This is a genomic window from Streptomyces sp. L7, assembly GCF_050990935.1.
GTDB lineage: Bacteria > Actinomycetota > Actinomycetes > Actinomycetales > Microbacteriaceae > Leifsonia.
The window spans coordinates 2435244-2462146 of record NZ_CP194644.1; the positions used below are offsets into that span (position 1 = coordinate 2435244).

The following is a 26903-nucleotide window of genomic DNA, read 5'->3' on the forward strand; positions in this document are numbered from 1 at the left end:
GCTTTTCCTTACCTTTTGATGCGCGGTCACTATCCGAGGGTCCCGCTGGGGTAGCGCTTGTTGAATTCCCAGTCGTGGCCCGGCACGATGATGTCGGCTTCCTGATGCAAACGGTCGTAACCGCTCATCAGATCCTGCAGCGACCAGAACGACCCGGTCGGCCAGTTCAGTTCGAGGTTTTTGTAGTTGTACATGATGTCCCCGGCCAGCGCGACGCGGCCTTCATCTGTGTCGATGACGACGACCATGGTTCCCGGCGTGTGCCCTCCGATCTTGACCAGCCGCACACCCGGTTCGATCAGGTAGTCGCCCTCGAGGATCTGGATGCGATCGCGCACGTCGGCGATTTTGTACGAGTACTCAGGGTAGGAGTACTGGCAGTACGCTGGCGGCGTTAGTCCTTGGGCGATCTCGGAGCGCTGGACCAGGAACGTCGCATTAGTGAAGAGGTGGTTGTTGCCGATGTGGTCGAAATGCAGGTGCGAGAGGACAACGATGTCGATGTCTTCCGGGCTCACGCCGTGGCGGCCCAGACCGGTGACGATGTCCTGTTCGGGAGACTTGGTCGTCCAGGTCGGGACGCCGTGGCGCTCCATCATCTCCATGATTTCGTCGACGTCCCCAATACCGGTGTCGATGAGGATCTTCTTCTCCGTGCCCTCGAGGAGCCACACGGGTACGGGGACCATACCGCCTGCAGCGGCGACGCCGTAGTGCGACACGTGATCAGCGGTGAACCCACCCGGCATCACGTCTTCCTGTGTGTGAGCGGGATGGATGCCCGCGTTGAGCAAGTGCCCGACGAGCATGTTCTCGAGCTCACCCGTGACGATGTTGTGGATCTTGATTCCCATTTTCCTGTCCCTTCGTGCTGCGTCTGGTTGGGGTGTTTCGTCTATGCCCGCGAGAAGCGGCGGGCGAGGGTGGCAAGGGCGACAGCGAAGACGAGGATGCCTCCCTTGAAGACATATTGGAAGAAGGTCGGTGTTCCCACGAGGCCCAGCCCGTTGAAACCGATATTCACGATGAGCACGCCGACCAGGGTGCCGAGGATGTGGAACTTCCCGTCCCTGAGTGTGGCGGATCCGAGGAACACCGCGGCCAGCGCATCGAGCAGGTAGCCGTCGCCGGAACTCACCATGCCACTTCCGAGCTGCGAGGACAGCAGCGTTCCTGCAATGGCTGCGCAGATACCGGCAACCACGAAGGCGGCGATCGTCACGCGGCCAGTCCTCACCCCGGCCAGTACTGCCGCGTGTCGGTTCGCGCCAGTGGCCTGCAGCCGGAATCCGAGCGGAGTGCGGTTCAACAGGATCCAGAGAACGGCGATCACGATCACCATGAGCCAGATGAGGTTGGGGATTCCAAAGACCGCTCTGCCGAGGGCGATCGATGTGAAAGCGGCGGGCAGAGACACGATCGGCTGACCTGCACCGTAGCCAAAGCTCAATCCGACCACCACCGTCCCGACACCGAGCGTCGCGACGACAGCATTCACTCCGGCTTTGGCGACAAGGAATCCGTTGACCAGACCAATGAGAGCCCCAGCAGCCACGGTAATGAGGATGGCCACCGGAATCGGGATGCCCTGGTTGGTCATCAGCCCGGTGACGAGAACGCCCGCGAAACTGGCGGTGTACCCGATGCTGAGATCAAATTGTCCAACGACGAGAACCAGTGTCAAACCGCAAGCAATGATTGCGGTAAGCGCGGACTGACTCAGAATCGCCAGCAGGTTCAGGGGGCGCAGGAATTCACCGTCGGGGGCGGCGATGCTAAAAGTCACGATAAGGATGAGCATCGCGATGAGCGTCCCGTACGTGGACAGGATATTCAGAATGGCCCGTCGTGCGCGTGTCGATCGAGGCGAAACTGTGGTCTCGTCCGTCGTTGCGGTTTCAGCGACGCTCATGCTGCGTCCCCTCTTTCTTTATCGTTTTCAAAACTCAAGTGGACGAGGTTCTCCGTGGTGAGCTCCGGGCCCGAGAGGTCACCGACAACCCGGCCCTCGGCCATGACGACCACCTTGTCGCAGAGACCGACGAGCTCCTCGTTATCGGACGATACGACCAGGACTGCTGCCCCGCCTTCGGCGAGCATCCTGATGACGTCGTGCACCTCGGCGCGAGCGCCCACATCCACCCCACGCGAGGGCTCGTCGAGGATGAGCACCTGGGGTGGGTCGATCAGCCAACGCGCGATGACGACCTTCTGCTGGTTGCCACCCGACAGCGCGCCTGCGTGAGTCCCCACGCTGGCGGCCTTCACCGTCACGCGGTCGGCAACGGCTTGAGCTCGGATGCGACCCGACCGGATCCGTACAATCGGCATCAGCCTGTTCACCGACAACGAATTCAGGCGGGGGAGGTTGATATTGAACGCCAACGACTCGTCGAGGAAGAGAGCTTCGGTCCGGCGTTCTTCCGGCACGATCCCGAACCCCGCGGCGACGGCTTCCGCCGGATGACGGAAGGCGAACCGCCGGCCCCGCAGATAAGCCACTCCTCTGCTGAACCGTGAAGCACCGTACACCGCCTTGACCAGTTCACTACGGCCCGCGCCGACGAGGCCTCCGATTCCGACGATCTCGCCGGCGTGCACTGTCAGCGACACATCGCGCACTATTCGGCCGTCGCCGACGTGCTCGAGGCGCAGGACTTCGGCGCCCTGGGTAGGAGGAGTCCGACCGTGCTCTGCGATGTCGACAGTTTTTCCCGCGATCGCCGACACCAGGTCGGCCTTGATGAGCCGCTCGCCGACGATCCGTCGCGTGACGGTGCCGTCTCGGAAGATGGTGATGTCGTCGCAGAGGTCGGTAACTTCATCCAGCCGGTGCGACACGAAGATGACGGTGGTGCCACCGCGGACCAGGTCACGGATGATCTCGTGCAGCCGGCCGGCTTCGCGCGCGGACAGTGAGGCCGTCGGCTCGTCCATCGCGATCATCCGGGCGTTCAGCATCAGGGCACGGCCGATCAGTACCAACCATTTCTCGGCCGTGCTCAGCTCGTCCACCTGTTTAGTCAGCGGAAAGTCGAAGCCCACTCGCTCGGCGACAGCGGTCGCCTTCACACGCGCGGCGCGCCAGTCGATCATTCCGGCCCGGGTCGACAGCGGCATGCCTAGTGCCATGTTCTGAAGGACGTCCCAACCCGGAATGAGGCTCATCTCTTGGTGGATGAAGGCGAGACCGAGCTCAGCTGCCCGCTCTGGGCCCGTGATGTCGGCGGGTTCGCCGTCGATCTCGATTGATCCGCTGTCCGGCTGGTTGACCCCAGCCAGACAGCGGATGAGGGTGGACTTGCCTGCCCCGTTCGCTCCGACGAGACCGTGGACGGTGCCCGGCCGAATGTCGAATGACACGTCACGAAGAGCATGTGCTCCCCCAAAGGACTTGCTCACATCGGTGAATCGGATGAACGGCTTCGCAGTCGTGTGGGTCATGGCCGTGCTTTCGTCGAAGGTGGATCCAGCGGAGCCGGTGTCAGTTGAACTCGGGATGCGCCTTCAGGAACGCGGCTAGGTCCGGCTTCCTGATGATCTGGCCGGACTCGGTGATGGTGACCGGCGTGCCCTTACCGCCGGCCGCGACAGACTTGGCCAGCGCAGCGAAGATGTCCTTCCCCTCCTTGATTCCGTCCTCGAAGGCCGTCGCCGACAGCTTCCCCGACTGGATAGCCGCGATCGCCGTCTTGGACCCCTGGATCCCGTAGGTCAGCACGTCGGTCCGGTTCTGCTGCTCGAGCGAGGAGATCGCGCCGAGGGTCGGGTCGTCCCAGCAACCCCAGATGGCAAGGGGTCCCGTGCCGGCCGGGTGGCTGCTCAGCCAGGCGTTCGCATACTGTGCACCTTGCTGGAGGAATCCGGGGATCGACACTTCTTCCTTGGTGACCGTGATTCCGGGGTGCGCCGCGAGAACCTTGTCGAGAGCGGTTTCGCGGTCGATGCAGAGCTGACCACCGTGGTAAGTCAGGGCGAGAATGCTTCCCTTGCCTCCCATGTCGGCGACCATCGCTTCAGCACTCGGTTTGCCGAGCGGGGTCACAGTGTCCACGACGATCCCCGGCCCCTTGCCGCCACCCCATGAGCCGACGGGCACTCCCGCTGCCTGAGCTGCAGCGAGTCCGCTTCCCAGTGACGTGGCAGGGAACACGTGGGTGATGATGGCGGTGGCGCCCTTGTTAACGAAGTTCGTGATGGCGGCGTTGGCCTTGGACGCATCGCCCTGAGCGTCGACGACTTGCACCTTCCAGCCGGCCGCCTCCGCGGCTTGGGTAGCCCCCTTGGTCGCATTGTCGTTCAAGTCGATGCCCGATGCGATCGAGACAATCCCCAGCAGGTGCGACCCGCCGCCGCTTGCCGCGGCACCAGTGCCGCTGCAAGCCGCGAGCCCGATGGAGGCAGACGCCAAGACCGCGGCAGCGATCAGCAATCTCTTTTTACACATTACGTACTCCTTTGTATGAATTTGGCCCTCTATAGGCTCCCGTCCAGGCATGGCCGCTCTGGGCGATCGCCTGGCCGAGCACCCACCGACGGGGCGACGTGTGATCGCAACGTCAAGAGATTCGGATCGTTCTCATTCGGTGCTGGACAGAATCTAATCACGTCATGCGCGAAAGTCAACATAAACTGACCGTTTATGAACATCATCCTGCGCATGCCGCACATTTGCGATCAGCCGCGGCGCTGGTAGGTTTGCATGAGAATTCACGAGAGCAGCCGACATGACACGACATTCCGACATCATCGAGCACCTCCAGCGATCAGGTTTCCAGTCGGTGCCGGAGCTGGCAGCGCGCTTCCGCGTCAGCACCGCCACAATTCGCCGCGACCTCGAAAAACTCGAGCGGCTCGAGATGGTCCAGCGCACACACGGCGGTGCGTTTCCGATTCGCGAAGCCGATTCGTCAGCGCTCAAGCAGTCGCTTCACCAGCCAGAAAAGGAAGCTATCGGCAAGGCGATGGCTGAACGTGTGCTTGTCGGGCAGACCGTCTTGCTGGCAGGCGGGTCGACCACCCTCGAGGTGGCTCGCCACCTGAAGGCAGACCGTCTGACAGTCGTCACAAACGATCTGCGCATCGGAAACACCATCGCCGCGAATCGCTCAGCGCACCTCGTAATGATTGGCGGCGAGCTGCTTCCGAACGCCTTCGCCCTCTGGGGGCCGTCGTCCGTCCAGCAGCTGGAGCACCTCCGGGTAGATGTCGCGATCTTTGGCGCGGACACAGTCAACGAAGACGGAATCTTCAACAATTCCAGTTACGAACTGGAACTGCACCGAACCATGCGCGCCATCGCCGGCTCCGCCTTCTTCGTCGCGGACAGCTCGAAATTCGGACGCGAGGCACTGTTCCGTGTTTTGGACATCAACGACTTCACTGCCGGCATCACAGACGACTTGCTCGACCCCATACGGGCTTCGCGTTTCCCGATCCCCATCATCACGGTCAAGCGGGGAAGCGTGAGGTCGCTCAGCGACTGACGGCTGCGATCGTCCGTACTATTGGTGGTTCGCTAGTCCCGGACAGCTTCTGATCCTAGATCCCGACAGCCGGCCACTACGACACGCCTCAGCGCGGGCGCAGGCCTTGGGGCCCGAAATCAACGGATTTCTCGGGCTAGAGGACGCCGAGCGGGGAATTTGAACCCTGACGCCGCTCCTTAATCGACCTTGAGAGGGGTGGCGTCCCGTTGTGTGGATGCTCTATGAAGCTTCTATATCTCGTCAACCCCTATTTTCGTGGTCGATGCGGTGTTGAGGTGGCGGTAGATGCTGTGGGCGAGGTAGCTCTTGATGATGCGGCGGATCTCGCGATCGGTTTTGCCGTCAGCTCGACGCCGTTCGACGTAGGCGCGGGTTTCGGGGTCGTGGATTATCCGGACCATGGCAATCACGTTGAGCGCCCGGTTGAGTTGGCGGTCGCCGCCGCGGTTGAGGCGGTGTCTGGTGGTGTTGCCGCTGGAGGCTGGGATCGGGTTGACGCCGGCTATGGAGGCGTAGGCGGCCTCGCTCTTGACTCTTCCGCGATGAGACCAGGCGACCAGCGCGGTCGCAGCGGTGACCGCGCCGATGCCGGTCCGTTCGAGTAATTCGGCTGCTGGGCTGGCCTCGACGAGCTCTTTGATCCGCGCAATGTTCTCCGCGAGTTGCGAGTCAAGTTCGACGATCCGCTTCGCGAGCCGGATCGCTTCGACCCGGGCGGTAGCTGTGTGGAGGGGTTCTTCTCGAGCACGCCACCGCGACGCCTCGGTGATCTTGGCGGCGCTGAGAGCTCTTCTGGCGTCGATGCCGCGATCGATGGTGCGCAGCAGTGCAGTGAGAGTGTTGACTGCTCTGGTGCGTTCGCTGGCCAGACCATCTCGGGCGGTCAGGAGAATCTGGGTGGCAGCGCGGACGCCTTCGTCCTGCCGTGGGGTGCTCAGCCGGTCGATCGGAAGCGCGAGCACGGTGGCAGCGATCGCGGCTGCGTCGAGCGGGTCGGATTTGCCGATGCCGCGTCGGGCGCGAGTGTTCACTCGTGGGGCTTCAACTACCGCGTAACCGGTGGCTGTGACCGCGCGGGCGAGCTGCGCGCCATAACTGCCAGCTCCTTCGATCGCCCACAACACATCGGCCTCACCGCCGGTGCGGCGACCGGCCCCTGTGATAGCCCGAGAGCGGCCAGCTGGGGTGTTCGGGAAGGTCTCAGTGCCGACGTGGGAGCCGGAGGCAGCAAGTAGCGCATAGGTGTGCGTGCGGGCGTGGGTGTCCACGCCAATGACATAGGGGCGTGACTGGGCGACAATGGTATCCACGCGATCGGGATTCCTCTCGTTGAGACGACGGTTGTTCTGACCGCGAACGGTCGGCGCCGGCCCGGTGAAGAATCACCTGGGGGCACTACTGTGACGGGTCACGACCGCACGGGTCGGACATGCTTCTGATCAAGCCACCGGGGTGGGCTGGGTCGGCGCCGTCCACCTGCCGCCGCCAGACACTTCATAGGTAGGACACCCTCGCGGGGTCAATTTGTCAATGAGTCATAGCAGCGGCAATACGGTCGACACCCACCCTGCCAGGGCGACCCGGGAGTGGTCATCGATGACGGTGTGAACGAACGCATGGCCGACCAAGGGTCCGCGGATGACGCCTTTGCGACGAACGGGATCGGTTGCAGCCCGGTCGGCACCTTCCCCAACCCCGCCGCCCTACTGCGCCTGGCCGGGCATGTCCTGATCGAGCAGCACGACGATTGGGACGGCGCCGACCGCCGCTACTTCAGCGAACACTCGATGAAGCTGCTGAACGTCGAACCCGAGGAGGTGGCAATCCCCGAACTCGCTGCGGCATAATCACAACAGCTGATCCCGCAACGGCGTCGAGAAACTTCACAGAGATGATGGATTCGGCTCCGGCGTGACTCGAAATTACACGGACGCCGTTCGCGGCTGTCTTTTTGTGGATCTGTCCGTCGACGCCGGGGTCGCTGCGGGCCGGGCGGGGAACATGACTTGATAGGAGCCTGACCGGGAAGTCGTCTCACCTTTGTGCTGTCTGCACCTACCCGACCCGCGGTGACGTTCATCACCGTTGGAAGGAAATCCCGTCTATGACGAGGATGGGACTGCTGAGCGTTTAGGTGACAGTTTCGGTTAGGCCGCGAGGGCCAGGTTCTGGTTCATGAACGTCTCGAACTCGATCGGGGTCAAACGGCCGAGGCGGGCTTGCCTGCGGCGTCGGTGGTAGGTGCGTTCGATCCAGGTGATGATCGCGATGCGCAGTTCTTGCCGGGTGCGCCACGAGCGCCGGTTCAGGACGTTCTTCTGAAGCAGGGCGAAGAAGGATTCCATCGCTGCGTTGTCACCGGCAGCGCCGACGCGGCCCATCGATCCGATCAGGCCGTGGCGGTGAAGAGCGCTGGCGAAACGCCGGCTGCGAAATTGGCTTCCTCGATCGCTGTGAACCACGCAGCCGACGACCTCGCCGCGGCGGGCGACGGCGTTCTCGATGGCTTGGACGGCCAGGCTCGAGCGCATCCGGTCGCTGATCGAGTAGCCGACGAGCCGGTTGGAGCAGACGTCCTTGACCGCGCAGAGATAGAGCTTGCCCTCGGCGGTGTGGTGCTCGGTGATGTCGGTCAACCACAGTTCGTTCACCGCGGGAGCGGAGAAAGAGCGTTGGACACGGTCATCGAACACGGGCGGGCCGGCCTTGCCGTTCTTACCGCGCTTGCGCCCGAACACCGAGAACACCCCGTTCTCCGAGCAGAGTCTCCACGCGGTCCGGTCCGACACCGTGAAGCCGGCGTCGCGGACCTCGTCGGCGAGGAACCGGTGCCCGAACTCCGGGTCCTCCCCATGCGCGTCCCGCAAAGCGTTGACCAGGTGAGCCTGATCCCACGCCCGCTCAGAAACAGGCTCTGCCACCCAGCGGTAAAACGGTTGGCGCGCGATCTTCAACACCCGGCACGTCACCGCGACGGCGATGCCGCCTACGGCCAGCTCGCGGACGAGCGGGTAGATCATTTTGGGGAGCCCCCGAGTTTGAGGTTCGCCTGCGACAAATACGCCGCCGCCTTCCGCAACACCTCGTTCTCCTGCTCCAGCAAACGGATCCGCTTCTTCGCCTCCCGCAGCTCGTCGGCCTCGGCCTTCGTGACCCCGGGCCGGGCGCCCGCCTCCACATCGGCTTGACGCATCCAGTTCTGCAAACAGGTCTCGCTGATCCCGAAGTCCGCCGCGATCTTCCGCAACGGCACCCCCGGACCACGATCACGAGCAACCGCGACAACGTCCTCACGGAACTCGCGGGGATAAGGCTTCGGCATGATGACATCCTCCCAGCGATGCCAACGGCACCACAGATCAGGTGTCACCTATCCGTTCAGCAGTCCCGATGACACTCGACCCGCCGCTCACCAACCCGTGTTCCCCGGCTGAGTTGGTCGCGGGCGTCGACACGCACAAGAACACGCATCATGTCGCGATTCTGGATCTCGTCGGCATGCATGTCGCGGACCGAGAGTTCCGCGCAGACGGCCGCGGCTATGCACAGGTCATTGCGTTCCTCCACGAGCACGGCGACGTCGGGAGCATCGGTGTCGAAGGCACCAGCTCCTACGGGGCTGGTCTGGCACGCGCGCTCAAAGCGGCAGTGCTCACCGTCGTGGAAGTCGCACGGCAGGACCGGCAAGCCCGGCGGCGTCAGGGCAAGTCCGACCCGCTCGACGCGCACCAGGCAGCGGTCGCCGTCCTGGCCAGAACCGACACCGCGATCCCGAAGTCTGGTGACGGAACGGTCGAGTCGATGCGGATCCTGCTGGCAGAGCGACGCTCCGCAGCGAAGGCGCGGGCGCAGGTGATGAACCAGATCCATGCGCTGTTGATTACCGCGCCCGAGCTGGTGCGCCAGGCGTTCCGGCACCTCAACGGGCAGCGATTGGTGACCACGCTCGCCAGGACCAGACCTGGAACGACCGCGTCGCCTGATCCGAACGTCGTCGCCCGACAGACGCTGCGGCGGTTCGCAGTCCGGCACCTCACGATGCAAGCCGAGATCGACCTCATCGCGCAGCAGTTGGACGTCCTCGTCCGAGGGGTCAACCCCACGCCGCTGTCGCTGAGCGGAATCGGCCCGGTCACCGCCGCGACGCTCCTGGTCGCCGCCGGCGACAACCCAGAGCGGCTGGGCACCAGGGCGAGCTTCGCAGCACTCGCCGGTGTCGCCCCGATCCCTGCCTCCTCCGGGCAACGCACCCGGCACCGGCTCTCTCGCGGCGGGAACCGGCACGCGAACGCCGCCCTGCATCGCATCGTGCTCCTGCGCATGCGACACCGTGAGCCCCGCACAATGGCCTACTTCGAACGGCGCCGAGCGGAGAAACTCACCGACCGCGACATCATGCGTTGCCTGAAACGACACATCGCGAACGAGGTTTATGCCACCCTGCTCAACCCCGCCACCGACAACCCGGTCGGACGCGAGCTCCGTGCACGCCGACAGGCGATCGGCACACCCATCAGTGTCCTCGCCGCAACGCTCGGCGTCCCCTACCAGCGGCTACGACGACTCGAGATCGGCACCCGCGTCGACCCCGAACTCGAACAACACGCCAACCTCGCCCTCGCTCAACTCGAAACCAAACAGGCCACTTGACAGCAATAGGAGCATCCACACAACGGGACGCCACCGCGAAAGGCACCCGCCCCATACTCTGACCTGACCCTGCAGGTTCGGGACGATTCGTCACGGGTAACGGACGCGCAAGTGGACGCGGTCCGTGTGGATGCCGGGTCGCAGAAGGAAGCGTTCGAGCTGGTCCTCGCGTCCGCGATTGGCGCGGTTTGGAGCGCTGGCAGGTCGCCGAGGACGCGATCCGAAAGGCCGGCGATGCGTCTTCCTGAGATCGACCGGGGTGACACGCTGCGCCACCGGGCACTGATCGGGATGATCTCCCGAGTATCGGGCATGCGTTTGCCGGACGCCGCACGAGTCGCGTTCTATGACCAAGACTTCGCCGGCCCCGCGTTGGGCGAGTGGACCCAACGAACGATGCGCGGTCCTAGCGGGTGGAGCGAGAGTGGACGCGAACTCATGGCCGCTGCGGTTGCGTCGTGGAATCAATTCCTGTTCTGTGTCGGCGCGCACGGAGCGATCTCCGTGCACGGAATCGACCGCGGCACCGTCGACGCCGTCATCAACGACCACCGCACCGCGCCGATATCCCCACGACTGGCCGCAGCGCTCACCTTCATCGAGGAACTGACCCGCCAACCCGAGACAGTCGCGCCTGCCGATGCAAGGGCCGCCGTCGCCGCCGGGGTCAGCCCCGCAGACCTCGAAGATGCTGCCGCCGTCGCGGCGCTGTTCAACATCATCGCCCGGTACGCGAACGCCCTCGATTTCAATCCCGTCGGAGGAGGACCTCGCCAAGTCCGCCAAGATGCTCCGGCGGCGCGGATACGCCTGACCACTCGCAACCGCGGCCGCCCGCCTGGTGGTCAGGCCATCACCGGTTCGGGTGATGAAACAGCTGGCGTGCGAGATACCGTTTCAGGTCGGCCCGGATCTTGCGTTTGCACGTGCCATAGCGGCGCCTAGAGACTGCTCGTCTCTCGGCTGCTGCATCGTGCCCACAGCAGCACGGGAATGAGCAGGAGTGCCAGGATTCCGCCGGCCAGCGACAGGGTGCTGAAGTCAGTCGCGGCCATGACCATGCCAGAAGCCGCACCCCCACCCGCGCCCGCGAGTGCGATCAGCACATCAATGGTGCCCTGGGTACGCGCCCGGCTCGCCGGATCCGTCGCGTCGACGACGAGAGCTGTGCCGGCGATCAGCCCGAAGTTCCAGCCCAGGCCGAGCAGGACCAGGGCAAGGATCAGCAGCCCCAGGGCGTCGCCAGGGGCGAGCGCAGCGACGATGCCAGCCAACAGCAGTGTGACTCCGGCGGTGATCGCCATGGGCGTGCGCCCGACCTTATCGACCAGGATGCCCGTAGCCAGGGACGGCAAGTACATGGCGCCGATGTGAATACCGATGACGAGGCCTACCGCACTCATCCCGAAGTCGTGGGCGCGCATGTGCACCGGCGTCATGGTCATGATCGCCACCATCGCCACCTGCGTTAGAACCATCACGGTCGCCCCGACGAACACGCCTGATCGCGGGCGCGGCAGCAGGCCGGGCTCATGCGCAGCCTGGGCAGATGCGGTGAGCTCCCGTGCGACCAGAAGGGGTCGGGCCGCAGCAGGGACAACAGCACGATCCCCGCCGCGAGATAAGCGACGGCGGCAAGCAGGAAGGGTCCGGCAAGGGCCGGGATCCCCAGCGACTGCGCCAATCCGCCCAGCGGGTCGACGAGGTTGGGACCGGCGACGGCTCCGACAGTGGTGGACACCATCGCCACACTGACCGCGGTTCCGCGCTGAGCGGGCAGCGCGAGATCGGTGCCGGCGTAGCGCGCCTGCAGATTGGTCGCGGTCCCGGCGCCGTAGATGAACAGGGCGATGAACAACAGCGGGACACTACCGGTCACGGCCGCGACCACGACGCCGATCGCGCCGATGCCGCCAGCCGCGAACCCGAGCCCCAACCCCACCTGGCGCCCCCAGCGCTGACTGAATCGTCCGACCAGGAACGCTGCCAGCGCCGAACCGAGAGTGAACAGCGCGGTCGGCACCCCGGCGAGACTGTCAGTGCCGAGCATCTGCTGCGCCAGCAGCGCACCGACCGTCACCCCGGCAGCCAGCCCGGCGCCGCCAAGGATCTGGCTGACGACGACGACCGTGAGGGTGCGTCGCTGGACAGCGCCCCGCACACTGTCATCCGACGCGATCGAGCGCGCGAACGCGGACGCGTCAGGCGATGTTCTCAAGGTCGTACACCCCCGCAGCCCGCCACTCGATCACGCCCTCCTCCATCGCCGCTGCATCTACGCCTTGCTCGCGAAGGAACACGGCTGCTTCACGGGCCATGCGACAGAACTCGCCCCGGCAATAGACGACCACCCCGGTGCGCCGAACCTCCGAATGCCGATCGCGGAGCTCCTGCAACGGGATCGATACCGCACCCGGGAAGTGCCCCGCCTCGTACTCCTGCCGTGGTCGCACGTCGATTACCGTCATCCCCTGCGTCACCGCCGCCGGATCGATCAACGGCACCCCGGCACCGGCCGGCGCCGCCTCCATATAGTCGGCCAACGACTCCCGCAGTTGCGGATACCGCAGTAACCCGACCCGTTTGGCCACCAGATACAACACAGCCACATCCGAACCTGCCAACCGGTAGCAGACCGTCGTCCGCTCCCGCCGCGTCTTCACCAACCCGGCCTGTTTCAGCGTCTGCAGAGCGGCGGACACCGTCGTCACACCCATCCCCGACATCCGAGCCAGCGCGTCCACCGAATGCTCACCCTGCGCCAGCAACTCCACCAGTTCGAGACGCCGCGCGTTCCCCAACGCGCGAATCACATCCGCCAGCGAGTCGTAGACGGAGAGCTTGTCGAGCTCGCGGTTATTCCACTGATTCATGGAACAACATGATAGCCGTGGGTCTCGCGATTGCGGTCATCGGCGACAACGCCACCGGCCGCTGGGTGCGCAGTGACCCAGGGGAAATTTCAGTCGATCTCCGACGCCTGCGGCCGGCTTATCTCCTGCGAGATCGGCTGGGCCGCTACTCCATAGCAAGCTTCGAGAAGACGTGGGGTGGTCAGCTTTTCCGGGTCACGGTCGTGGAGCAAACACTTTTATGGCGACAAGCCCGAGCGCCGCTCCGACGAGCTGGGCGGCGATGTACCAGGGTGCGCTGTCGGGTGCGATTCCGGCGAAGGTATCAGTGATGGTGCGGCCGATGGTGATGGCGGGGTTGGCGAAGCTGGTGGAGCTGGTGAACCAGTAGGCGGCGCCGATGTACGCGCCGACCGCCGGGGCGATGAGCGCGCCGCGGCCGGTCCGGGCGAGGACGAAGATGACCAGGATCAGCCCGGCGGTGGCAACGACCTCCGCGAGGAGATGTGCCGGCGTCGCCCGCTCGGTGCTGCTCCAGCTTGCAGCGGGCTGCTCGAACATCAAGTTCGCTAGCATCGCGCCGGCGAGGCAGCCAAGGACCTGGGCGGGCACGTACGACCAGAGGTCGCGCCAGGGCCGACCGCCGGTGGCGGCGTCGACAAGGGTGACGACCGGGTTGAACTGGGCGCCAGAGCTCGAGGCGAAGACCAGGATCAGCACCGTCAGCCCCAGGGCGGTCGCCAGGGCGTTCTCGAGGAGTTGGAGTCCGGTGTCGTTCGGCGAGAGATGTTGGGCGGCGATTCCGGAGCCGACGACGACCGCGGTCAGTCCGGCGCTGCCGACGAACTCGGCCAGAGCAGGGCGGAAGGTTGCGGCGGCGGGGATGCGGATTCGTTCGGCGGGTGTGGTGGTCGCGGTCATGCGGTGGCGCCGCGGACGCTGGTGTCGCGGGTATCGATGCTCATGCGGGCGCCATCTCGAGGCTCTTCAGCAGTTCGCGGACGTGCTGCTCGACCTCGTCGCGGATGCCGCGGACGGTGTCGATGGGCTGCCCTTGCGGGTCCTGCAGTTTCCAGTCTTGGTAGCGCTTGCCGGGTAGATCGGGCAGGCGCCAGCGTGTTGGCGAGACGCACCAGACGATGTACAAAGACATTGTCGAATTTGCCAATCTCCGGATGGAGACCGTCTCGACGATTGCCCTCCTAGTCCGTAGTGGCCGGGTTTCGGACGCGCTCGGACTCACTCGGTCCCTTCTTGAGCACGCCCTACTCCTTCGCCTCATGACGAAAGGCAGTCGATACTTCCAGGTCGAGCCCGAGATCAAGCGAACGCGCCAAGAGTGGCGAGACGCCCTTTCCGAGGCCCGGGCCGAGCTAGAAGACCTACACAGTCGCGGCGAGGCTTTGAGCTGCCTTAGCGTGCAACGCTATCCCGGTCGGGGCCGGGATCGACGCATGTGGGTTTACGAGGGATTGAAGAACGAAACCGAGCCGGGACTTCATTGTTCCGGTCCACTACTTTCACTACAACGAGTTCCGGCCAGACGTCTATCGCTTGGATGATGACGACTACTTCGACCCCGTGCCCTCCAGCTATCGCAGCCAGACCCCAAGTAGCGCACGATCGCGAAGAAAGCACCGGGACGAGGCTGGATTTCGCTACCGCTATTTCCTGAGCTACGACGCGCTCTTGATCTGTCTTTCCCTGAATCAACTTGCATCCGTCGAGGAGGTCAAACGCATCGAGGCGCACTACACCTTCTTGGGACAGTTTCTGCATCCCACGAATCGCGCCAGCCGCCAACTGCATGAGAATTCGAACAACTACATGGGTGGTTTCCACGTTGGATTGCCGCAACCCTACGACGCCGTCGCGCGCCTCCTAGCGGCGCTATATGCGGTCCACTTGACTGCGATGGTAGCCAACGAAATAGCTGACATGCTCGACGCTGCCCCGCGCCGGTATCTAGCCGAATCAGGAACATCGCCGATCCGGGCCCTACTCGACGAGGTCGGACAAAGGTTCAACTACTTTTGGTTCGTTTATAACGATGCGCCGCTCTACGACCGATACATCTACGCAATCAACGAAGCCTCGGACGAGGAGCTTGGGAAGGTCGGAGGCTACCCGTCGCTCCCTACCGACAACATCAAGTTCGACGCAGCCATTCTCGAACACCTGAGACACACGTTGCGGTCATGGAACAACGCGCGCGTCGGTGGGTACCGCTCCCCGCTTGGATGACTCCCCGCGCGCCCCGCCTCGAGATTCTCCCTCAGCCGACGCCGGAAGGGCCGCCGGCCCGTCGGATTCAGCGCGCCGAGTCGCTCTGAACGTGGAGCCTGATCAGTCGGTAGCCGAGTCCGATGGCGAGGACGATGATGCCGGCGATGATCGAGCTGAGTGGGAGGGTGGCGACGAGGATGAGGCATCCGATCGCGCCGGCGATGGCGAGGAAGCGCGGATAGCGGCGGTTCTCGCGGTTCTGGGTCCAGGCGGAGCTGTTGGCGACGAAGTAGTAGAGCAGGACGCCGAAGCTGGAGAAGCCGATCGCGCCGCGGAGGTCGGTGACTGCGATGAGCAGGCAGACGATCATGCCTAGGGTTAGTTCTGCCCGGTAGGGGACGCTGAAGCGCGGGTGGACGGCTGCGAACCAGTGCGGGATGTCGCGGTTGCGGGCCATAGCGAGGCTGGTGCGGCCGATACCGGCGATCATGGCCAGGAGCGCCCCAAGTGCTGCGGCGGCGGCGCCGATGCGGATGACTATGCCGGGCCAGGCTGCTCCCGTGGTGTTGGCGACCGCGCCGAGCGGAGCGGAGGCGGAGGCGAGCCCGGCCGGCCCGAGAGCGTGCAGGGCCGACACGGCGACGAGGACGTACACGATCAGCGTGATCGTGAGGGCGGTGGTGATCGCCCGCGGGATGGTGCGGGCCGGATTGATGACCTCCTCGCCCATCGTCGCCACGCGGGCGTACCCGGCGAAAGCGAAGAACAGGAAGCCCGCGGACTGCAGCACCCCGTACACGGTAACCTCTGGGCCCGGCAGGGCTGCGCTGGCGGCCGTGTGGGTGAAGCCGATGATCACCGCAACCGTGAGCGCGACCAGGGAGATCCCGACCAGGACACGGGTCAGCAGCGCGGTGCGGGTGATGCCCAGCGTATTGACGATGGTGAGCAGGATGACCGCGAGGATCGCGACCGGCTTCACCCACGGGCCGGGCACCGCGTAGGTGGCGAACGTGATCGCCATCGCCGCCGAGCTGGCGGTCTTGCCGACAACGAACGACCAGCCGGCGAAGAACCCCGACCACTCGCCCAACTGTTCCCGCCCATAGACGTATGTGCCACCGGAGGTCGGGTACTGCGCCGCGAGCTGGGCGGAGGAGGTCGCGTTGCAGAACGCGATGAACCCCGCGATCACGAGACCGATCAGCAGCCCCGCCCCGGCGGCTGCAGCGGCGGGAGCGAAGGAGGCGAAGATGCCCGCGCCGATCATCGACCCCAGGCCGATGACGACCGCGTCACCTAGGTTCAGGCGACGGGCAAGCGCATCGTTGGCAGCAGCAGCCGGAGTGTTCGTCATGGCTTCTTTTCCTCCGGAAGGATTTCATTGGCGAGTTCGCGAGTGGCTCGACGGCCCTCTTCCAGAGCGGCAACTCCGGCCGGGGTGGCTCTGTAGATGCGTCTCGTGCGGCCGTCGACAACAACCCGCTCGGAGACGAGCAGGCCGTCGCGTTCCATTCGATGCATGGTCGGGTACAGGGTCCCGGGCGACAGGTTGTAGCCGTGGTGCGCGAGTTCCTCGCTCATCCACGCCCCGTGAACGGGTTCCTCGGATGCATGGTGCAGCACGTGCAGCACGATCGCCGCCTTCTGAAGCTCATGCACGAGGCAACATTATCGCAGTCCGATATCGGATCATGATATTAAAGAACCTTCGGACATTCGGACCCAATCAACGACGCCATTCGAGCCCTGCACTGCGTCCGAAGGTGCCTTCGGCGACCACCCCCTTCGGAACGCCTCGGCGTCCTGCCCTTGCAGCCGACTTCTTGCCATTCCGGCCGGCCGATCGTAGCTTCCTCCACCAGCTCCGTTCCCTCCAGTCGCTATTTGCAGACTCCGCTCGCTGCGCTCCCTCCGCTTAGCAACCGCTCCCCTCCGGGCGGTGGCGTCCCGTTGAGTGGTGGAGTTTCTCGACACCGTGCGGGATCAGCTGTTGGTGATTATGCCGCAGTGAGTTCGGGGATTGCCACCTCCTCGGGTTGAACGTCCAGCAGCTTCATGGAGTGCTCGCTGAAGTAGCGGCGGTCGGCGCCGTCCCACTCGTCGTGCTGCTCGATCAGGACGTGCCCGGCCAGACGCAGCAGGGCGGCCGGGTTGGGGAAGGTGCCGACGACGTCGGTGCGGCGTTTGATCTCCTTGTTGACCCGCTCCAACGGGTTCGTGGACCAGATCTGCCGCCAATGCGCGGTCGGGAACCCGGTGAAGGCGAGCAGGTCATCACGGGCGTCCTCGAGCATGTCCGCGACCTTCGGATGGGACCGGGCCAGCATCTGGGTGACCTCGCCGAACTGCGCGGTGACGTGTTCAGTGTCGGGTTGGGCGAAGATCGTGCGGATGATCGAGGCAACCATCGGCCCGGCGGTCTTCGGGACGTTGGCGAGGACGTTGCGCATGAAGTGGACGCGGCAGCGTTGCCAGGCTGCGCCGGCGAACACGGTGGCGATGGCGGCGATCAAACCGGTGTGAGCGTCGGAGATCACCAGCTTCACCCCGTCGAGTCCGCGCGCTTTCAATGAGCGCAGGAACGTGGTCCAGAACGGTTGCGACTCGGTCTCGCCGACCTCGAAGCCGAGGACTTCACGGCGGCCGTCGGCGGCGACACCGACCGCGACCACGACGGCTTGGGAGACCACTCGTCGGCCGACGCGGGCCTTGCAGTAGGTGGCGTCCAGGAACACATACGGGTAGGTCGTCTCCGCCAGCGGCCGGTCCCGGAACGCGGCGACGTCCTCGTCCAGGTTGGCGCAGATCCGGGACACCTCGGACTTGGAGATCCCGGTGCCGGCGCCGAGCGCCTTCACCAGATCATCGACCTTCCGGGTTGAGACACCGTGAACATAGGCCTCCATCACCACCGCGAACAACGCTTGGTCGACCCGGCGGCGCCGCTCCAGCAGCGACGGGAAGAAGCTGCCCTGCCGCAGCTTGGGGATCTTCAACTCCAGCTCGCCGGCGGTCGTGGTCAACGCCCGCGGTCGGGTCCCGTTGCGCTGGGCCACCCGATCCGGGTTGCGTTCGAACGGGGCTGCGCCGATGAACGCGGCCGCTTCCGCGTCGATCAACTCCTGATAGAGCGTCTCGGTCGCGACCCGGATCCGATCGGTCACATCGGTGAGTTTGAGTTCCCCGAGCAGCTCGAGGAGGGCAGACTGGTCAAGAGCCATCGTGCGTTTGTGTCCTTTCGTGAGATTCCTAGACAGTTCTCACTGACCATCGCACGATGGCTCGCCACGTCAACGACGTGACACTCAAGCCCAAGAACTACACCACCCCAAGGGACGCCACCCCTCCGGGCACTGCGCTGCCTCCACGCGCTCTCGATCTCTGTGCCGGAACGGCAAAAGAACTGATCGGCGGGACAACCAAATCAACACCCGCGGATTTGACACAGGCCCGTAGCAGGGTCGATCGGGAGGCACGGATCATGAGCAGCAAGGTCATCACCCGGCATGCGGAGGAGCGCCAAGCGCAGGCGGAGGCACTGCATGCGTCGATCGTGGAGCAAGTCCAGCAGCTAGCCGACAGCGGACAATGGCGCACATTCCTGGAGTTCGCTCGCTCCTTCCACAACTACAGCCTGAACAACGTGCTGTTGATCCTGTCCCAAAACCCAGACGCGACCATGGTCGCCGGATTCCGGCAATGGCAGGCCAAAGGACGCCAAGTGCGCAAGGGCGAAAGGTCGATCAAGATCTTCGGATACCGCGAAAAGAAGACGGCGAGGCCCGACAGCGACACCGACGAGGCAGCAGAAAGCGATGAGCGAGTCGCACGATATTTCCCCACCCTGTCAGTTTTCGACATCGCTCAAACCGATCCGATCGAGGGAGCCGAGCCGCTGCCGGCAGACCCGACCCGTCGCCTCACCGGTGAAGACGACCACGGCATCATCGCTCCGCTGTCGGCCCACCTTGAGGCACACGGATGGAGCATCCATCGCGCACCGCTTACTAGCGCTAGCGGATTCACCGACCCCGAGTCACACCAGGTGACCCTGGCCGAGAACCTAGCGATCGAGCAAGCGGCCAAGACCCTCATCCACGAGACAGCGCACATTGAGCTGCACCATATCGACGACATCGACGAGTACCGCGCTCATCGAGGACGAATGGAGGTCGAAGCCGAATCGGTGGCCTTTATCGTTGCTGGACTGACCGGATTCGACACCAGCTCGTACAGCATCGGCTACATCACCGGATGGGCGAATCAAGACGCCACCATTATTCGAGACACGGCCGCACGCGTGTTGAAGACAGCGCACTCGATCGCGGAGATCGTCGACCACGTCGATTAGCCCCACTGAGGAAGTAAAAGCCCCGGCCCAATTGGCGGATTCCAGTGGTCGTTGCAACACGGCGGTTAGTTGGCGAGTAGCTTAGCGAGACGCTCGGCTGGAGTTTCCCAGTCGAGCGTTTTGCGTGGGCGGGTGTTCAGCTCGTGTGCGACGCGGGCGAGATCGGCTTGGGTGTGGGCGGAGAGGTTGGTGCCTTTCGGGAAGTACTGCCGCAGCAACCCATTCGTGTTCTCGTTCGATCCTCGTTGCCAGGGTGAGGCTGGGTCGCAGAAGTAGACGTCCATGTCGGTCGCGATCGTGAACGACTTATGCGCTGCCATCTCTGCTCCCTGGTCCCAGGTCAGCGACTTCTTCAACGCGACCGGCAGGGTGCTCATTGTCGCTATGAGGCCGTCGCGAACGGTCTCGGCTGCGTGGTCGTTCGGGAGATGGACGAGCATTACGAATCGGCTGGTGCGCTCGACGAGGGTGCCGATCGCGCTGGCATGGTCAGCACCGATGATGAGGTCGCCTTCCCAATGTCCGGGAACGGCGCGATCTTCAACTTCGGCGGGACGCTCTGAGATCATGATCATGGGGTCAACGAACCGCGGGCGGCGGGTGCCAGGGCTTCGATTCGGTCGGCGACGAGCGCGTCCGGTCCGCAGCGCGGTGGCAAGGTCGCGGCGCAGCTGCCCGCGTCCTTGGAGATAGAGCGCTTGGTAGATCGTCTCGGTCGCCACCTGCATCCCAACATCGTCCGGGAACTGGCGTTTCAGTGCGCGACTGATCTGCTCAGGAGACCACCGCAACGCCAGCTTCGACTCAACGAAAGCACGCAACCGTGGTTGTGTCACCAGACGCCGCGGCTTCGGTCTTGGGCGACGGGTTGCCGAGCGGCGATGGGCTGCGAACGGGTGATATGTTCCACTCGAGGACCGGTTGCGGGAGAGCTCGCGACTGATCGTCGACGGCGATCGCCCGAGCTGGAGAGCGATGCTCCTCAACGAGAACCCGTCACGGAGCAGATCCCGAATCTGCTCGCGTTCTTCCAATGAGAGAAACCGGGGATCCAGCTTCTTCTGCAACTGGGAGATCGTCGCCGACGGAGTCGTCTCGGCGCTATCCAGAAACGTCGTCATACCGGTTTTGTAGTCGACGAGGCGACCGTCCGGATAAAGGCGACGGGGACCGAGCCTGCGGACGCCGTTGTCCCAATCCCGAGCCGTGCGAATATTCACGCCAACGGCGACCGCTGCTTCCTGCCGGGAAACGCCCTGGCGCCGCAACTCGAGGTAACTGTCCTTTCCGGGATGCGGGCCGGCGCCAGGCTTCCCGCGACTGCGCAGCCCGGCTTTCCACACCCACGAGGAACACGTCGCTGGGTTCAGCCCCAGCTCACGCGCGGCGATCGTCGTGCTCCCATACGCCTCGAACAATACGAAGAAGGCGTCCTTATCCTCCTGCGTGAAGCGGCGTCGATCCTTCGAAGAACTCTTCAAACGGGCCACGGTCGTTGCAACTCCCAGAATTTCCAGGTGTTGCAACGACCGCTAAAACCCAAGATTTGGGTCGGGGCTTTTGGGTGCCGCGGACCGCTGGCGAAATGATCTTCCCCCGGTTGCTCGGACAGTTTGATGTGTCGTTTCAGGCAGCCAGGGTGACTGTCGTCGGGACGATTTTCTCGTAGTCCGCCGGGGAGTGGTAGCCCAGCGCGGAGTGTCGTCGGCGCGGGTTGTACCAGGCTTCGATCCAGGAGAACATCGCCGTCCCCAGTTGCCGCCTGGTGGCCCAAGGCTGGGCGTCGAGCAGTTCGATCTGCACGCCGGACCAAAACGATTCCATCATCGCGTTGACGCTCCTATAGTTGTCAACTTCCGATTTCGCCGGTTCTTGGGTTGGTTTTGATGAGGTGATAGACCTCGCGGATGACGTAGCGCTTGAGGCAGCGGATGATCTCGCGTTTGCTCTTTCCCTCGGCGGTGCGGCGGGCGACGTAGGCGATTGTGGGCTCGTGGAACCGCATCCGAACGATCACCGTGCGATAGATGGCGGCGTTGAGTTGTCGGTGTCCGCCGTGGTTGATTCGGTGACGCCCGCTTGTCATGCCTGACCCTGTTGGAACGGGACTGATGCCGGCGAGTTTCGCGAATGCTGCCTCGGATCGGATCCGTTCGGGATTGTCGCCTGCGACGATGAGGATCTCCGCTGCGGTGTCGATGCCGATCCCGAATTGCTCGACCAGTTGCGGGGCGGTGTCGGTGACGAGTTGCTGGATCATCGCGGTGAGTTCCTTGGCTTCGGCGTCCAGGTTCTGCCAGCGCCGCGCGAGGGAGCGCAGCGAGTGTCGCAGCGCATCGTCGGGGGTCTCCAACGCTCGCGGGCGCAGTGCCGCGAGGTGACGAGCGAGCATAATCTGGGACTTGCGGCTCGTTTCCCTGCGCAGCTCGTCGGAGCCGTGGACGAGCATTGCTTTGATCGTGACCATCGTCGCGGAGCGCTCCGCGACCGCGGAATCATGGGCGATCTTGAGCTGACGGATCATCTCAACCGTCCCGTCCGCAGTCTTCGGTGTCGCGGTCGCAAACCCAGCTAGAACGGATCGGGCAGCGTTCTCCGCATCGAGCGTGTCCGACTTCCCGTTCACTCGTCGGGACCGCCTATCGGGTCGCCCTGCCTCGACGACTTTGTGTCCGTGGCGGCGCAGGAACGATGTCAAGGTTGCCCCATAGGAGCCGGTCCCCTCGATGCCGAACGCGAGGATCTTCCCAAACGACTCACCCCATTCCAGTGCCTGTTTGAATCCCGCCTGGTCGGTCGTGATCGTCAGTGTTGCGAGGATCCCTCCGATGGTGTCCATCACGGCGGCAACGTGAATGTGCTTATGTGTGTCGATGCCGACAACGACGTGTCCGGAGCGGGCCGTTCCGAGGGCTGTCATAGCGTGCTGTCTCCTTGCCGGTTAGCGTTGATGTCACGCTGTCGCCGGCGGGTGGACAGGACTGTCACGGGGACGCTCTCAAAAGTCTGCTCCAGGCTCCTATTAGGTCACGCCCGTCCGGCGGCAGCGGTTCTTGCATGCCCGGCCGGACGGTCGACAGATCAACGCCAAGACACCATCTGGGTCAGCCATAAGCACGGGTCAGACCGCGCCGGCCAGGACTACCCGATCCTCGCGGGATCCGGCAGAAACAGACTGACAGTCGTAGCAGTCACCGACACTGCCCATCGAGGCGATCAGTGCGGCCCGTGGTCGGAGAGCACCCGTTCGGGGCGCCGTGGGCGGCGATGCGTTTGCTGACCACGCCGATCGCGCCCCGGTCGACACCGCCGATGTGGACATAGTCGTCGCGCGGCTACCAGGTTCCCTTCAGCGCGCGCGCTGCGGCATCCCTACAGCTTCTGCCAGGCCGGCTTGTGGTCGTAGGCGTAGCGGTAGTAGTCGATGTTGCGGAGTCGGGAGGCCGCCGCCTCGTCGACCAGGACGGTGACGTGCGGGTGCAGCTGGATGGCCGACCCCGGGTTGGAGGCCGACACCGGACCCTCCACCGCCCCGGCCAGCGCCTCCGCCTTGCCCTCGCCGAACGCGAGCAGCAGCAGATGCCGGGCGCGCAGGATCGTCGAGAGCCCCTGCGTGATGCAATGCATCGGTACGTCGGCTTCACTGGCGAAGAAGCGCGCGTTGTCCTTGCGGGTCTGCTCGGTCAGTGTCTTCACCCGCGTCACCGACGCGAACGACGAGCCGGGCTCGTTGAAGCCGATGTGGCCGTCGGTGCCGATGCCGAGGATCTGCACGTCGACGCCGCCGGACTCGGCGATCGCCTTCTCGTAGTCGGCTCCGGCGTGCTCGATCGTCGCGATGGCGCCATTGGGCACATGGATCAGCGACGGGGTGAGCCCGAGCGGCTCCACGACCTCGCGGGTGATGACGGCGCGATACGACTCAGGGTGCCGCGCGGGCAGGCCGACGTACTCGTCCAGGGCATAGCCGCGCACGTGCGAGACGTCGAGGCCCGACGCGGCGATCCGCCGGGCCAGCGCACGGTACACCGGGAGCGGGGTGGACCCGGTCGCCAGCCCGAGCACCGCGTCCGGTTTGGCGGAGATCAGCCGCTGGATCGACTCCGCCGCGAGCTCGCCCGCGGCGTCCTTGTCTGCTACGACGACGACTTCAGCCATCTGTCTCTATTGTCCCTCTCGCTCATCAGCGGGACCGCTTGCCCTGGGTGCTCGCGTCGCATCGTCCAGAAGCTCGAGAATGTGCCGGTAGGGCTTTCCTGTGGCGCGAGTCATCCCGAGTTCGCATGTCCGGTTGGCGGACGCATACGCCGAAAAAGTCCGGTCCGCGAGCGCCGCCGCCTCCGGACGGGTGGCCGCAGCCGTGAGTTCCGGGTGCAGCATCCCTCGATCGCCTGCGAAACCGCAACAACCCCAGTCGTCGGGCACGACAACGTCATCGCTAATCGCGCGAGCAAGAGCGAGCATCGGATCGGTGACACCGAGACGGGTCGATGAACACGTAGGGTGCACGGCGATCGACTCGAATTCCGAGCTGATGACGAGCCCGGGAAGCAGCTCGCGCTCCGCGAATGTGACGGCGTCGATCACCGTGAGGCCCGTGTCTGCGGCCATGTTCAGGAACCCCTCCGTGCAGGAGACGCCATCCGAAATGACAGGCAACTCGCCGCCCCGGGTGGCGTCGCGGAGGGCCGCGAGCACGCGCTCGCTCATCACTTTGTGTCCTAGGAGGTTCCCCTTCGAGGTCCACGGCGTCCCACAGCACATCGACTCCACGCCCGCAGGGATGGTTACGGTGACGCCCGCGCGCGCACAGAGCGAAAGGAATGCGTCTCGCACACCGAGCGACGATTCGGCAGGACCGAACATGGCACCGATGCAAGACGGAACATAGACGGCGACCGCGTCAGGCCTCGCGTGCGGGCGTCGCCGCGACCCTCCCCTTGGCAGCCCTCGGTCGTATCGCGGAACGTTGTCCGCGCCGAGCAGGACCCGGCCTACTGATGTGGCCCCGGTGACCAGCGGCGCGGGGAGCGCCCTGGCGGTGGTCATGGCGATACTGCCCGCTCGGGTGATCGCTCCCCAGTGCTGGGCTGCCACGTTCCAGCCACTTGAGACGACAGTGTTGCTTTGCTCCGCGCGGAGGCGCTTCACAAGCTTTCCGGTGTCGATTCGGACCGGACAAGCCGTCCGGCACATTCCGTCCGCAGCGCATGTGTCCACACCGTCGTATGCGTAGTCGCGATCCAACGCCTCCACCAGCTCTGCGTCGCCGGCAAGTCGTGCGCGCTCTCGCTCCCGGCGCAGCACGATGCGCTGACGTGGCGTGATGGTGACGTCTTTACTGGGACAGACCGGCTCGCAGTAGCCGCACTCAACACAGCGATCGACCTCGGCCTCAACGGTGGGCGTCACCTTTAGATTCTTGAGCGGAGCCTCTGCATCCTCGTTCATCAGCACGCCAGGGTTGAGCAGCCCTCGGGGGTCGGCCAGCTGCTTGACGCGGAGCATCAAGCCGTAGATCTCGTCGCCGAACTGGCGTCGAACGTAGGGGGCCATGATCCGGCCGGTCCCGTGCTCGGCTTTCAGGGTGCCGCCGTGACGGAGCACGAGCGCCACCATCTCCTCGGTGAACTCCGCGTAGCGCTTCTTGGCGTTGGGGAGATCGAACCGCTCGGTGAGCATGAAATGGATGTTGCCGTCCTTGGCGTGACCGAAGATGACGCTGTCCTCATAGCCGTACCGGTCGAAGAGCTCGGTCAGGCCCTCGCAGGTCTCTCGCAACGCGCGCACGGGGACAGCGATGTCTTCCAGCAGAGCAGTCGTCCCTGACGGCCGGTTGCCAGCGACAGTGGCGTAGAGGTCCTTGCGGATATGCCACAGCGCGTTGCGTCGTACAGCATCCTCGGTGAGCGCGGCGGGCCCGGCAAGCGGGAGCGCGGCGGTGACCGCCTCCCAAGCGATCAGCCGTTCTGCCAACGCGACGCTGTTCTCTTCCTGAAATTCGACGAGGAGTGCAGCGTGCCCGTCCACGTCGAGGGTCAGTAGCTGCTCGTCGGCGCCGGGATCGCGCTGTGCGACCCTAAGCGACGTCGAGTCAAGCAGTTCCACCGTCGCGAGCCCTGACGCGACGAGCGCGGGGAGCGCGCCCGTTGCATCGGCGAGCGACCGGAAATAGAGCATCCCGGTAGCGACGTGCGGACACACGGGCACAGTCCTCAGCGTCGCTTCGGCGACAAACGCGAGCGTCCCCTCGCTGCCCACAATCAGGTGAAGGAGGATCTCCGTAGGCGAATCGTGATCGAGAAAAGAGTTCACTCCGTAGCCCATGGTGTTTTTGATCGCGTATTGCCGCCGGATGGCGGCCACGATCTGCGGGTCGGCGCGGGCCTCGTCGCGCAGTTCGACGAGCCCTGCCCAGAGCTCCGGTGCGGCCATCCGAAGCCGATCGTCGGCGTCGGGACCCGAGGTCTCGATGGCGGTGCCGTCTGCAAGGACAAGGACCGCCGACTCGATGGTGTTGTAGGTATTGAGCTCAGTACCGCAGGCCATCCCGCTGGAGTTGTTCGCGATGACGCCGCCGAGCGTGCAAGCCGACTCGCTCGCCGGGTCCGGCCCCAGCTTGCGCCCGTAGCGAGCCAGCCGCGTGTTGACCTGACGCACGGTCGCCCCCGGCTGCACCCGAACCCGCGCCCCGTCGTCGAGCACGTCGATCTTTCGGAAGTTCTTGCGGGTGTCCAGAAGGAGTCCATCAGTCGAGGCCTGCCCCGAAAGGCTGGTCCCTCCGGACCGGAAGCTCAGCGGTACGCCGTTCTCCGCCACGAACCGCATGAGCCGGCTCACATGGTGTCGATCCTCGACGGTGACGACCCCCAACGGGGTGATCAGGTAATGGGACGCCTCATGCGACATCGCCAGCCGATCGATCGCGCGGCCGCGAACCGTCCCGGGCGCGAGTTGTTCGAGTTTCGCGGTGAGTTCCGTGTCGGTCGACATGGAGGCACTCCTGTTCTCGTCGATACGATGCCTGATCACCGCGATCACGCGATCGCCGGCGAATGCCCGGGAATGCCAGCCATCAGCTGACCGGCGTACTCCCGCTGCGAGGAATCGAAGATGGCGTCGGGCTCTGGCAACAGCGTCGGCGACGCTGCTATGCGAACATGTGGCTCACCCCCACATCGAGCATCTCTCGACCACCGGGCAATTCGGTGCGTGCGTCGGTGAGGGCTCCTGCCACAGAGCTGTCCCCCGCGGCGTCATCCGCTCGACGAGTCCGGCGGGCAGAAATACGCCGTAGCTCACCTGCCAGCACTCCAAACACGCAACAGTGTG

The 26903-nt window shown here is 64.6% G+C and carries 24 protein-coding genes and 2 pseudogenes; 6 read left to right on the plus strand and 20 right to left on the minus strand.

Going from position 1 to position 26903, the window contains the following annotated elements; all coding sequences use genetic code 11:
- Nucleotides 1-29: 29 nt before the first annotated feature.
- The 4 genes from ACR5MH_RS12100 to ACR5MH_RS12115 are packed head-to-tail and all read right to left on the minus strand — an operon-like array spanning nt 30 to nt 4432.
- On the minus strand, nt 30-854 hold the full coding sequence (locus ACR5MH_RS12100; protein ID WP_431347422.1) for an N-acyl homoserine lactonase family protein: 825 nt from the start codon (nt 852-854) through the stop codon (nt 30-32).
- A gap of 41 nt (nt 855-895) precedes the next feature.
- Nucleotides 896-1912, minus strand: coding sequence for an ABC transporter permease (locus tag ACR5MH_RS12105; RefSeq protein ID WP_431347423.1), 1017 nt, complete (start codon nt 1910-1912; stop codon nt 896-898).
- Nucleotides 1909-3444: a sugar ABC transporter ATP-binding protein gene (locus ACR5MH_RS12110; protein WP_431347424.1), complete on the minus strand. Its 1536-nt coding sequence runs from the start codon at nt 3442-3444 to the stop codon at nt 1909-1911. Before ACR5MH_RS12110 ends, ACR5MH_RS12105 begins: the two co-directional genes overlap by 4 nt.
- 40 nt (nt 3445-3484) lie before the next feature.
- Nucleotides 3485-4432: a sugar ABC transporter substrate-binding protein gene (locus tag ACR5MH_RS12115; RefSeq protein WP_433861790.1), complete on the minus strand. Its 948-nt coding sequence runs from the start codon at nt 4430-4432 to the stop codon at nt 3485-3487.
- A 295-nt stretch (nt 4433-4727) separates the two neighbouring features.
- Between ACR5MH_RS12115 and ACR5MH_RS12120 the strand changes: the two genes are divergently transcribed.
- Nucleotides 4728-5486 carry a DeoR/GlpR family DNA-binding transcription regulator gene (locus tag ACR5MH_RS12120; protein WP_431347426.1) on the plus strand — a complete coding sequence of 253 codons (759 nt, stop codon included), beginning with the start codon at nt 4728-4730 and terminating at the stop codon, nt 5484-5486.
- A 233-nt stretch (nt 5487-5719) separates the two neighbouring features.
- Here ACR5MH_RS12120 and ACR5MH_RS12125 read toward each other — a convergent pair whose 3' ends face one another.
- Nucleotides 5720-6799: an IS110 family transposase gene (locus ACR5MH_RS12125; RefSeq protein ID WP_433861791.1), complete on the minus strand. Its 1080-nt coding sequence runs from the start codon at nt 6797-6799 to the stop codon at nt 5720-5722.
- 366 nt (nt 6800-7165) lie between these two features.
- Between ACR5MH_RS12125 and ACR5MH_RS12130 the strand changes: the two are divergent.
- Nucleotides 7166-7336 (plus strand): annotated as a pseudogene (locus tag ACR5MH_RS12130) (IS256 family transposase); the annotation flags it as partial.
- A 300-nt stretch (nt 7337-7636) separates the two neighbouring features.
- Here ACR5MH_RS12130 and ACR5MH_RS12135 read toward each other — a convergent pair.
- Nucleotides 7637-8811, minus strand: a protein-coding gene (locus ACR5MH_RS12135; RefSeq protein WP_433861792.1) for an IS3 family transposase whose coding sequence is annotated in 2 segments (ribosomal slippage) — nt 7637-8542 and nt 8545-8811 — 1173 coding nt in all. Because the reading frame shifts where the segments join, the coding sequence is not laid out codon by codon here.
- A 113-nt stretch (nt 8812-8924) separates the two neighbouring features.
- Between ACR5MH_RS12135 and ACR5MH_RS12140 the strand changes: the two genes are divergently transcribed.
- Together ACR5MH_RS12140 and ACR5MH_RS12145 are read left to right on the plus strand one after the other, a co-directional pair.
- Entirely contained in the window at nt 8925-10139 is a 1215-nt protein-coding gene (locus ACR5MH_RS12140; protein ID WP_431347427.1) for an IS110 family transposase, read from the plus strand.
- Nucleotides 10140-10250: 111 nt separating this feature from the next.
- A complete protein-coding gene (locus tag ACR5MH_RS12145) occupies nt 10251-11084 on the plus strand; it encodes a carboxymuconolactone decarboxylase family protein (protein ID WP_431347428.1) in 834 nt (277 codons plus the stop codon).
- Here the strand turns inward: ACR5MH_RS12145 and ACR5MH_RS12150 are convergent.
- The 5 genes from ACR5MH_RS12150 to ACR5MH_RS12170 all read right to left on the minus strand — a co-directional run bounded on the left by ACR5MH_RS12150 (nt 11081) and on the right by ACR5MH_RS12170 (nt 14144).
- Complete coding sequence (locus ACR5MH_RS12150; protein WP_433861793.1) at nt 11081-11617, minus strand: MFS transporter; 537 nt, start codon at nt 11615-11617, stop codon at nt 11081-11083. The two genes, ACR5MH_RS12145 and ACR5MH_RS12150, sit on opposite strands and share 4 nt — an antisense overlap.
- Nucleotides 11617-12300 carry an MFS transporter gene (locus ACR5MH_RS12155; RefSeq protein ID WP_433861794.1) on the minus strand — a complete coding sequence of 228 codons (684 nt, stop codon included), beginning with the start codon at nt 12298-12300 and terminating at the stop codon, nt 11617-11619. Before ACR5MH_RS12155 ends, ACR5MH_RS12150 begins: the two co-directional genes overlap by 1 nt.
- Before the next feature lie 40 nt (nt 12301-12340).
- Nucleotides 12341-13012 carry an ArsR/SmtB family transcription factor gene (locus ACR5MH_RS12160; protein ID WP_431347430.1) on the minus strand — a complete coding sequence of 224 codons (672 nt, stop codon included), beginning with the start codon at nt 13010-13012 and terminating at the stop codon, nt 12341-12343.
- Between the two features lie 195 nt (nt 13013-13207).
- Nucleotides 13208-13912 carry an aquaporin gene (locus ACR5MH_RS12165; protein WP_431347431.1) on the minus strand — a complete coding sequence of 235 codons (705 nt, stop codon included), beginning with the start codon at nt 13910-13912 and terminating at the stop codon, nt 13208-13210.
- Between the two features lie 40 nt (nt 13913-13952).
- Nucleotides 13953-14144 (minus strand): hypothetical protein, encoded by a 192-nt coding sequence (locus ACR5MH_RS12170; RefSeq protein ID WP_431347432.1) that lies wholly within the window; start codon nt 14142-14144, stop codon nt 13953-13955.
- 401 nt (nt 14145-14545) lie between these two features.
- On the opposite strand from ACR5MH_RS12170, the gene ACR5MH_RS12175 reads away from it, so the two are divergent.
- Nucleotides 14546-15235 (plus strand): hypothetical protein, encoded by a 690-nt coding sequence (locus tag ACR5MH_RS12175; RefSeq protein WP_431347433.1) that lies wholly within the window; start codon nt 14546-14548, stop codon nt 15233-15235.
- Nucleotides 15236-15302: 67 nt separating this feature from the next.
- Here the strand turns inward: ACR5MH_RS12175 and ACR5MH_RS12180 are convergent, their stop codons facing one another.
- The 3 genes from ACR5MH_RS12180 to ACR5MH_RS12190 all read right to left on the minus strand — a co-directional run bounded on the left by ACR5MH_RS12180 (nt 15303) and on the right by ACR5MH_RS12190 (nt 18441).
- On the minus strand, nt 15303-16574 hold the full coding sequence (locus ACR5MH_RS12180) for an APC family permease (protein ID WP_431347434.1): 1272 nt from the start codon (nt 16572-16574) through the stop codon (nt 15303-15305).
- Nucleotides 16571-16879, minus strand: a complete 309-nt coding sequence (locus tag ACR5MH_RS12185; protein ID WP_431347435.1) for a PadR family transcriptional regulator — start codon at nt 16877-16879, stop codon at nt 16571-16573. The genes ACR5MH_RS12180 and ACR5MH_RS12185 overlap by 4 nt, the downstream gene beginning before the upstream one ends.
- Before the next feature lie 338 nt (nt 16880-17217).
- The gene (locus ACR5MH_RS12190; protein WP_431347436.1) at nt 17218-18441 is read right to left on the minus strand and encodes an IS256 family transposase; all 1224 of its coding nucleotides are present in this window, start codon (nt 18439-18441) and stop codon (nt 17218-17220) included.
- Between the two features lie 260 nt (nt 18442-18701).
- On the opposite strand from ACR5MH_RS12190, the gene ACR5MH_RS12195 reads away from it, so the two are divergent.
- Nucleotides 18702-19571, plus strand: a complete 870-nt coding sequence (locus ACR5MH_RS12195) for an ArdC-like ssDNA-binding domain-containing protein (protein ID WP_433862647.1) — start codon at nt 18702-18704, stop codon at nt 19569-19571.
- Here ACR5MH_RS12195 and ACR5MH_RS12200 read toward each other — a convergent pair.
- The 6 genes and pseudogenes from ACR5MH_RS12200 to ACR5MH_RS12225 form a co-directional block, all read right to left on the minus strand.
- Nucleotides 19567-19698 (minus strand): annotated as a pseudogene (locus ACR5MH_RS12200) (IS5/IS1182 family transposase); the annotation flags it as partial. The gene ACR5MH_RS12195 and the pseudogene ACR5MH_RS12200 sit on opposite strands and share 5 nt — an antisense overlap.
- A complete protein-coding gene (locus tag ACR5MH_RS12205; RefSeq protein ID WP_431349408.1) occupies nt 19637-20839 on the minus strand; it encodes an IS30 family transposase in 1203 nt (400 codons plus the stop codon). The gene ACR5MH_RS12205 and the pseudogene ACR5MH_RS12200, both read right to left, overlap by 62 nt.
- A gap of 358 nt (nt 20840-21197) precedes the next feature.
- Complete coding sequence (locus ACR5MH_RS12210) at nt 21198-21398, minus strand: IS3 family transposase (RefSeq protein WP_431347438.1); 201 nt, start codon at nt 21396-21398, stop codon at nt 21198-21200.
- A gap of 22 nt (nt 21399-21420) precedes the next feature.
- Nucleotides 21421-22491 carry an IS110 family transposase gene (locus ACR5MH_RS12215; RefSeq protein WP_431347439.1) on the minus strand — a complete coding sequence of 357 codons (1071 nt, stop codon included), beginning with the start codon at nt 22489-22491 and terminating at the stop codon, nt 21421-21423.
- 452 nt (nt 22492-22943) lie between these two features.
- Nucleotides 22944-23729, minus strand: coding sequence for a glucosamine-6-phosphate deaminase (locus ACR5MH_RS12220; RefSeq protein ID WP_431347440.1), 786 nt, complete (start codon nt 23727-23729; stop codon nt 22944-22946).
- A gap of 6 nt (nt 23730-23735) precedes the next feature.
- Nucleotides 23736-26564, minus strand: coding sequence for an FAD-binding and (Fe-S)-binding domain-containing protein (locus tag ACR5MH_RS12225; RefSeq protein ID WP_433861795.1), 2829 nt, complete (start codon nt 26562-26564; stop codon nt 23736-23738).
- Nucleotides 26565-26903 lie beyond the last annotated feature (339 nt).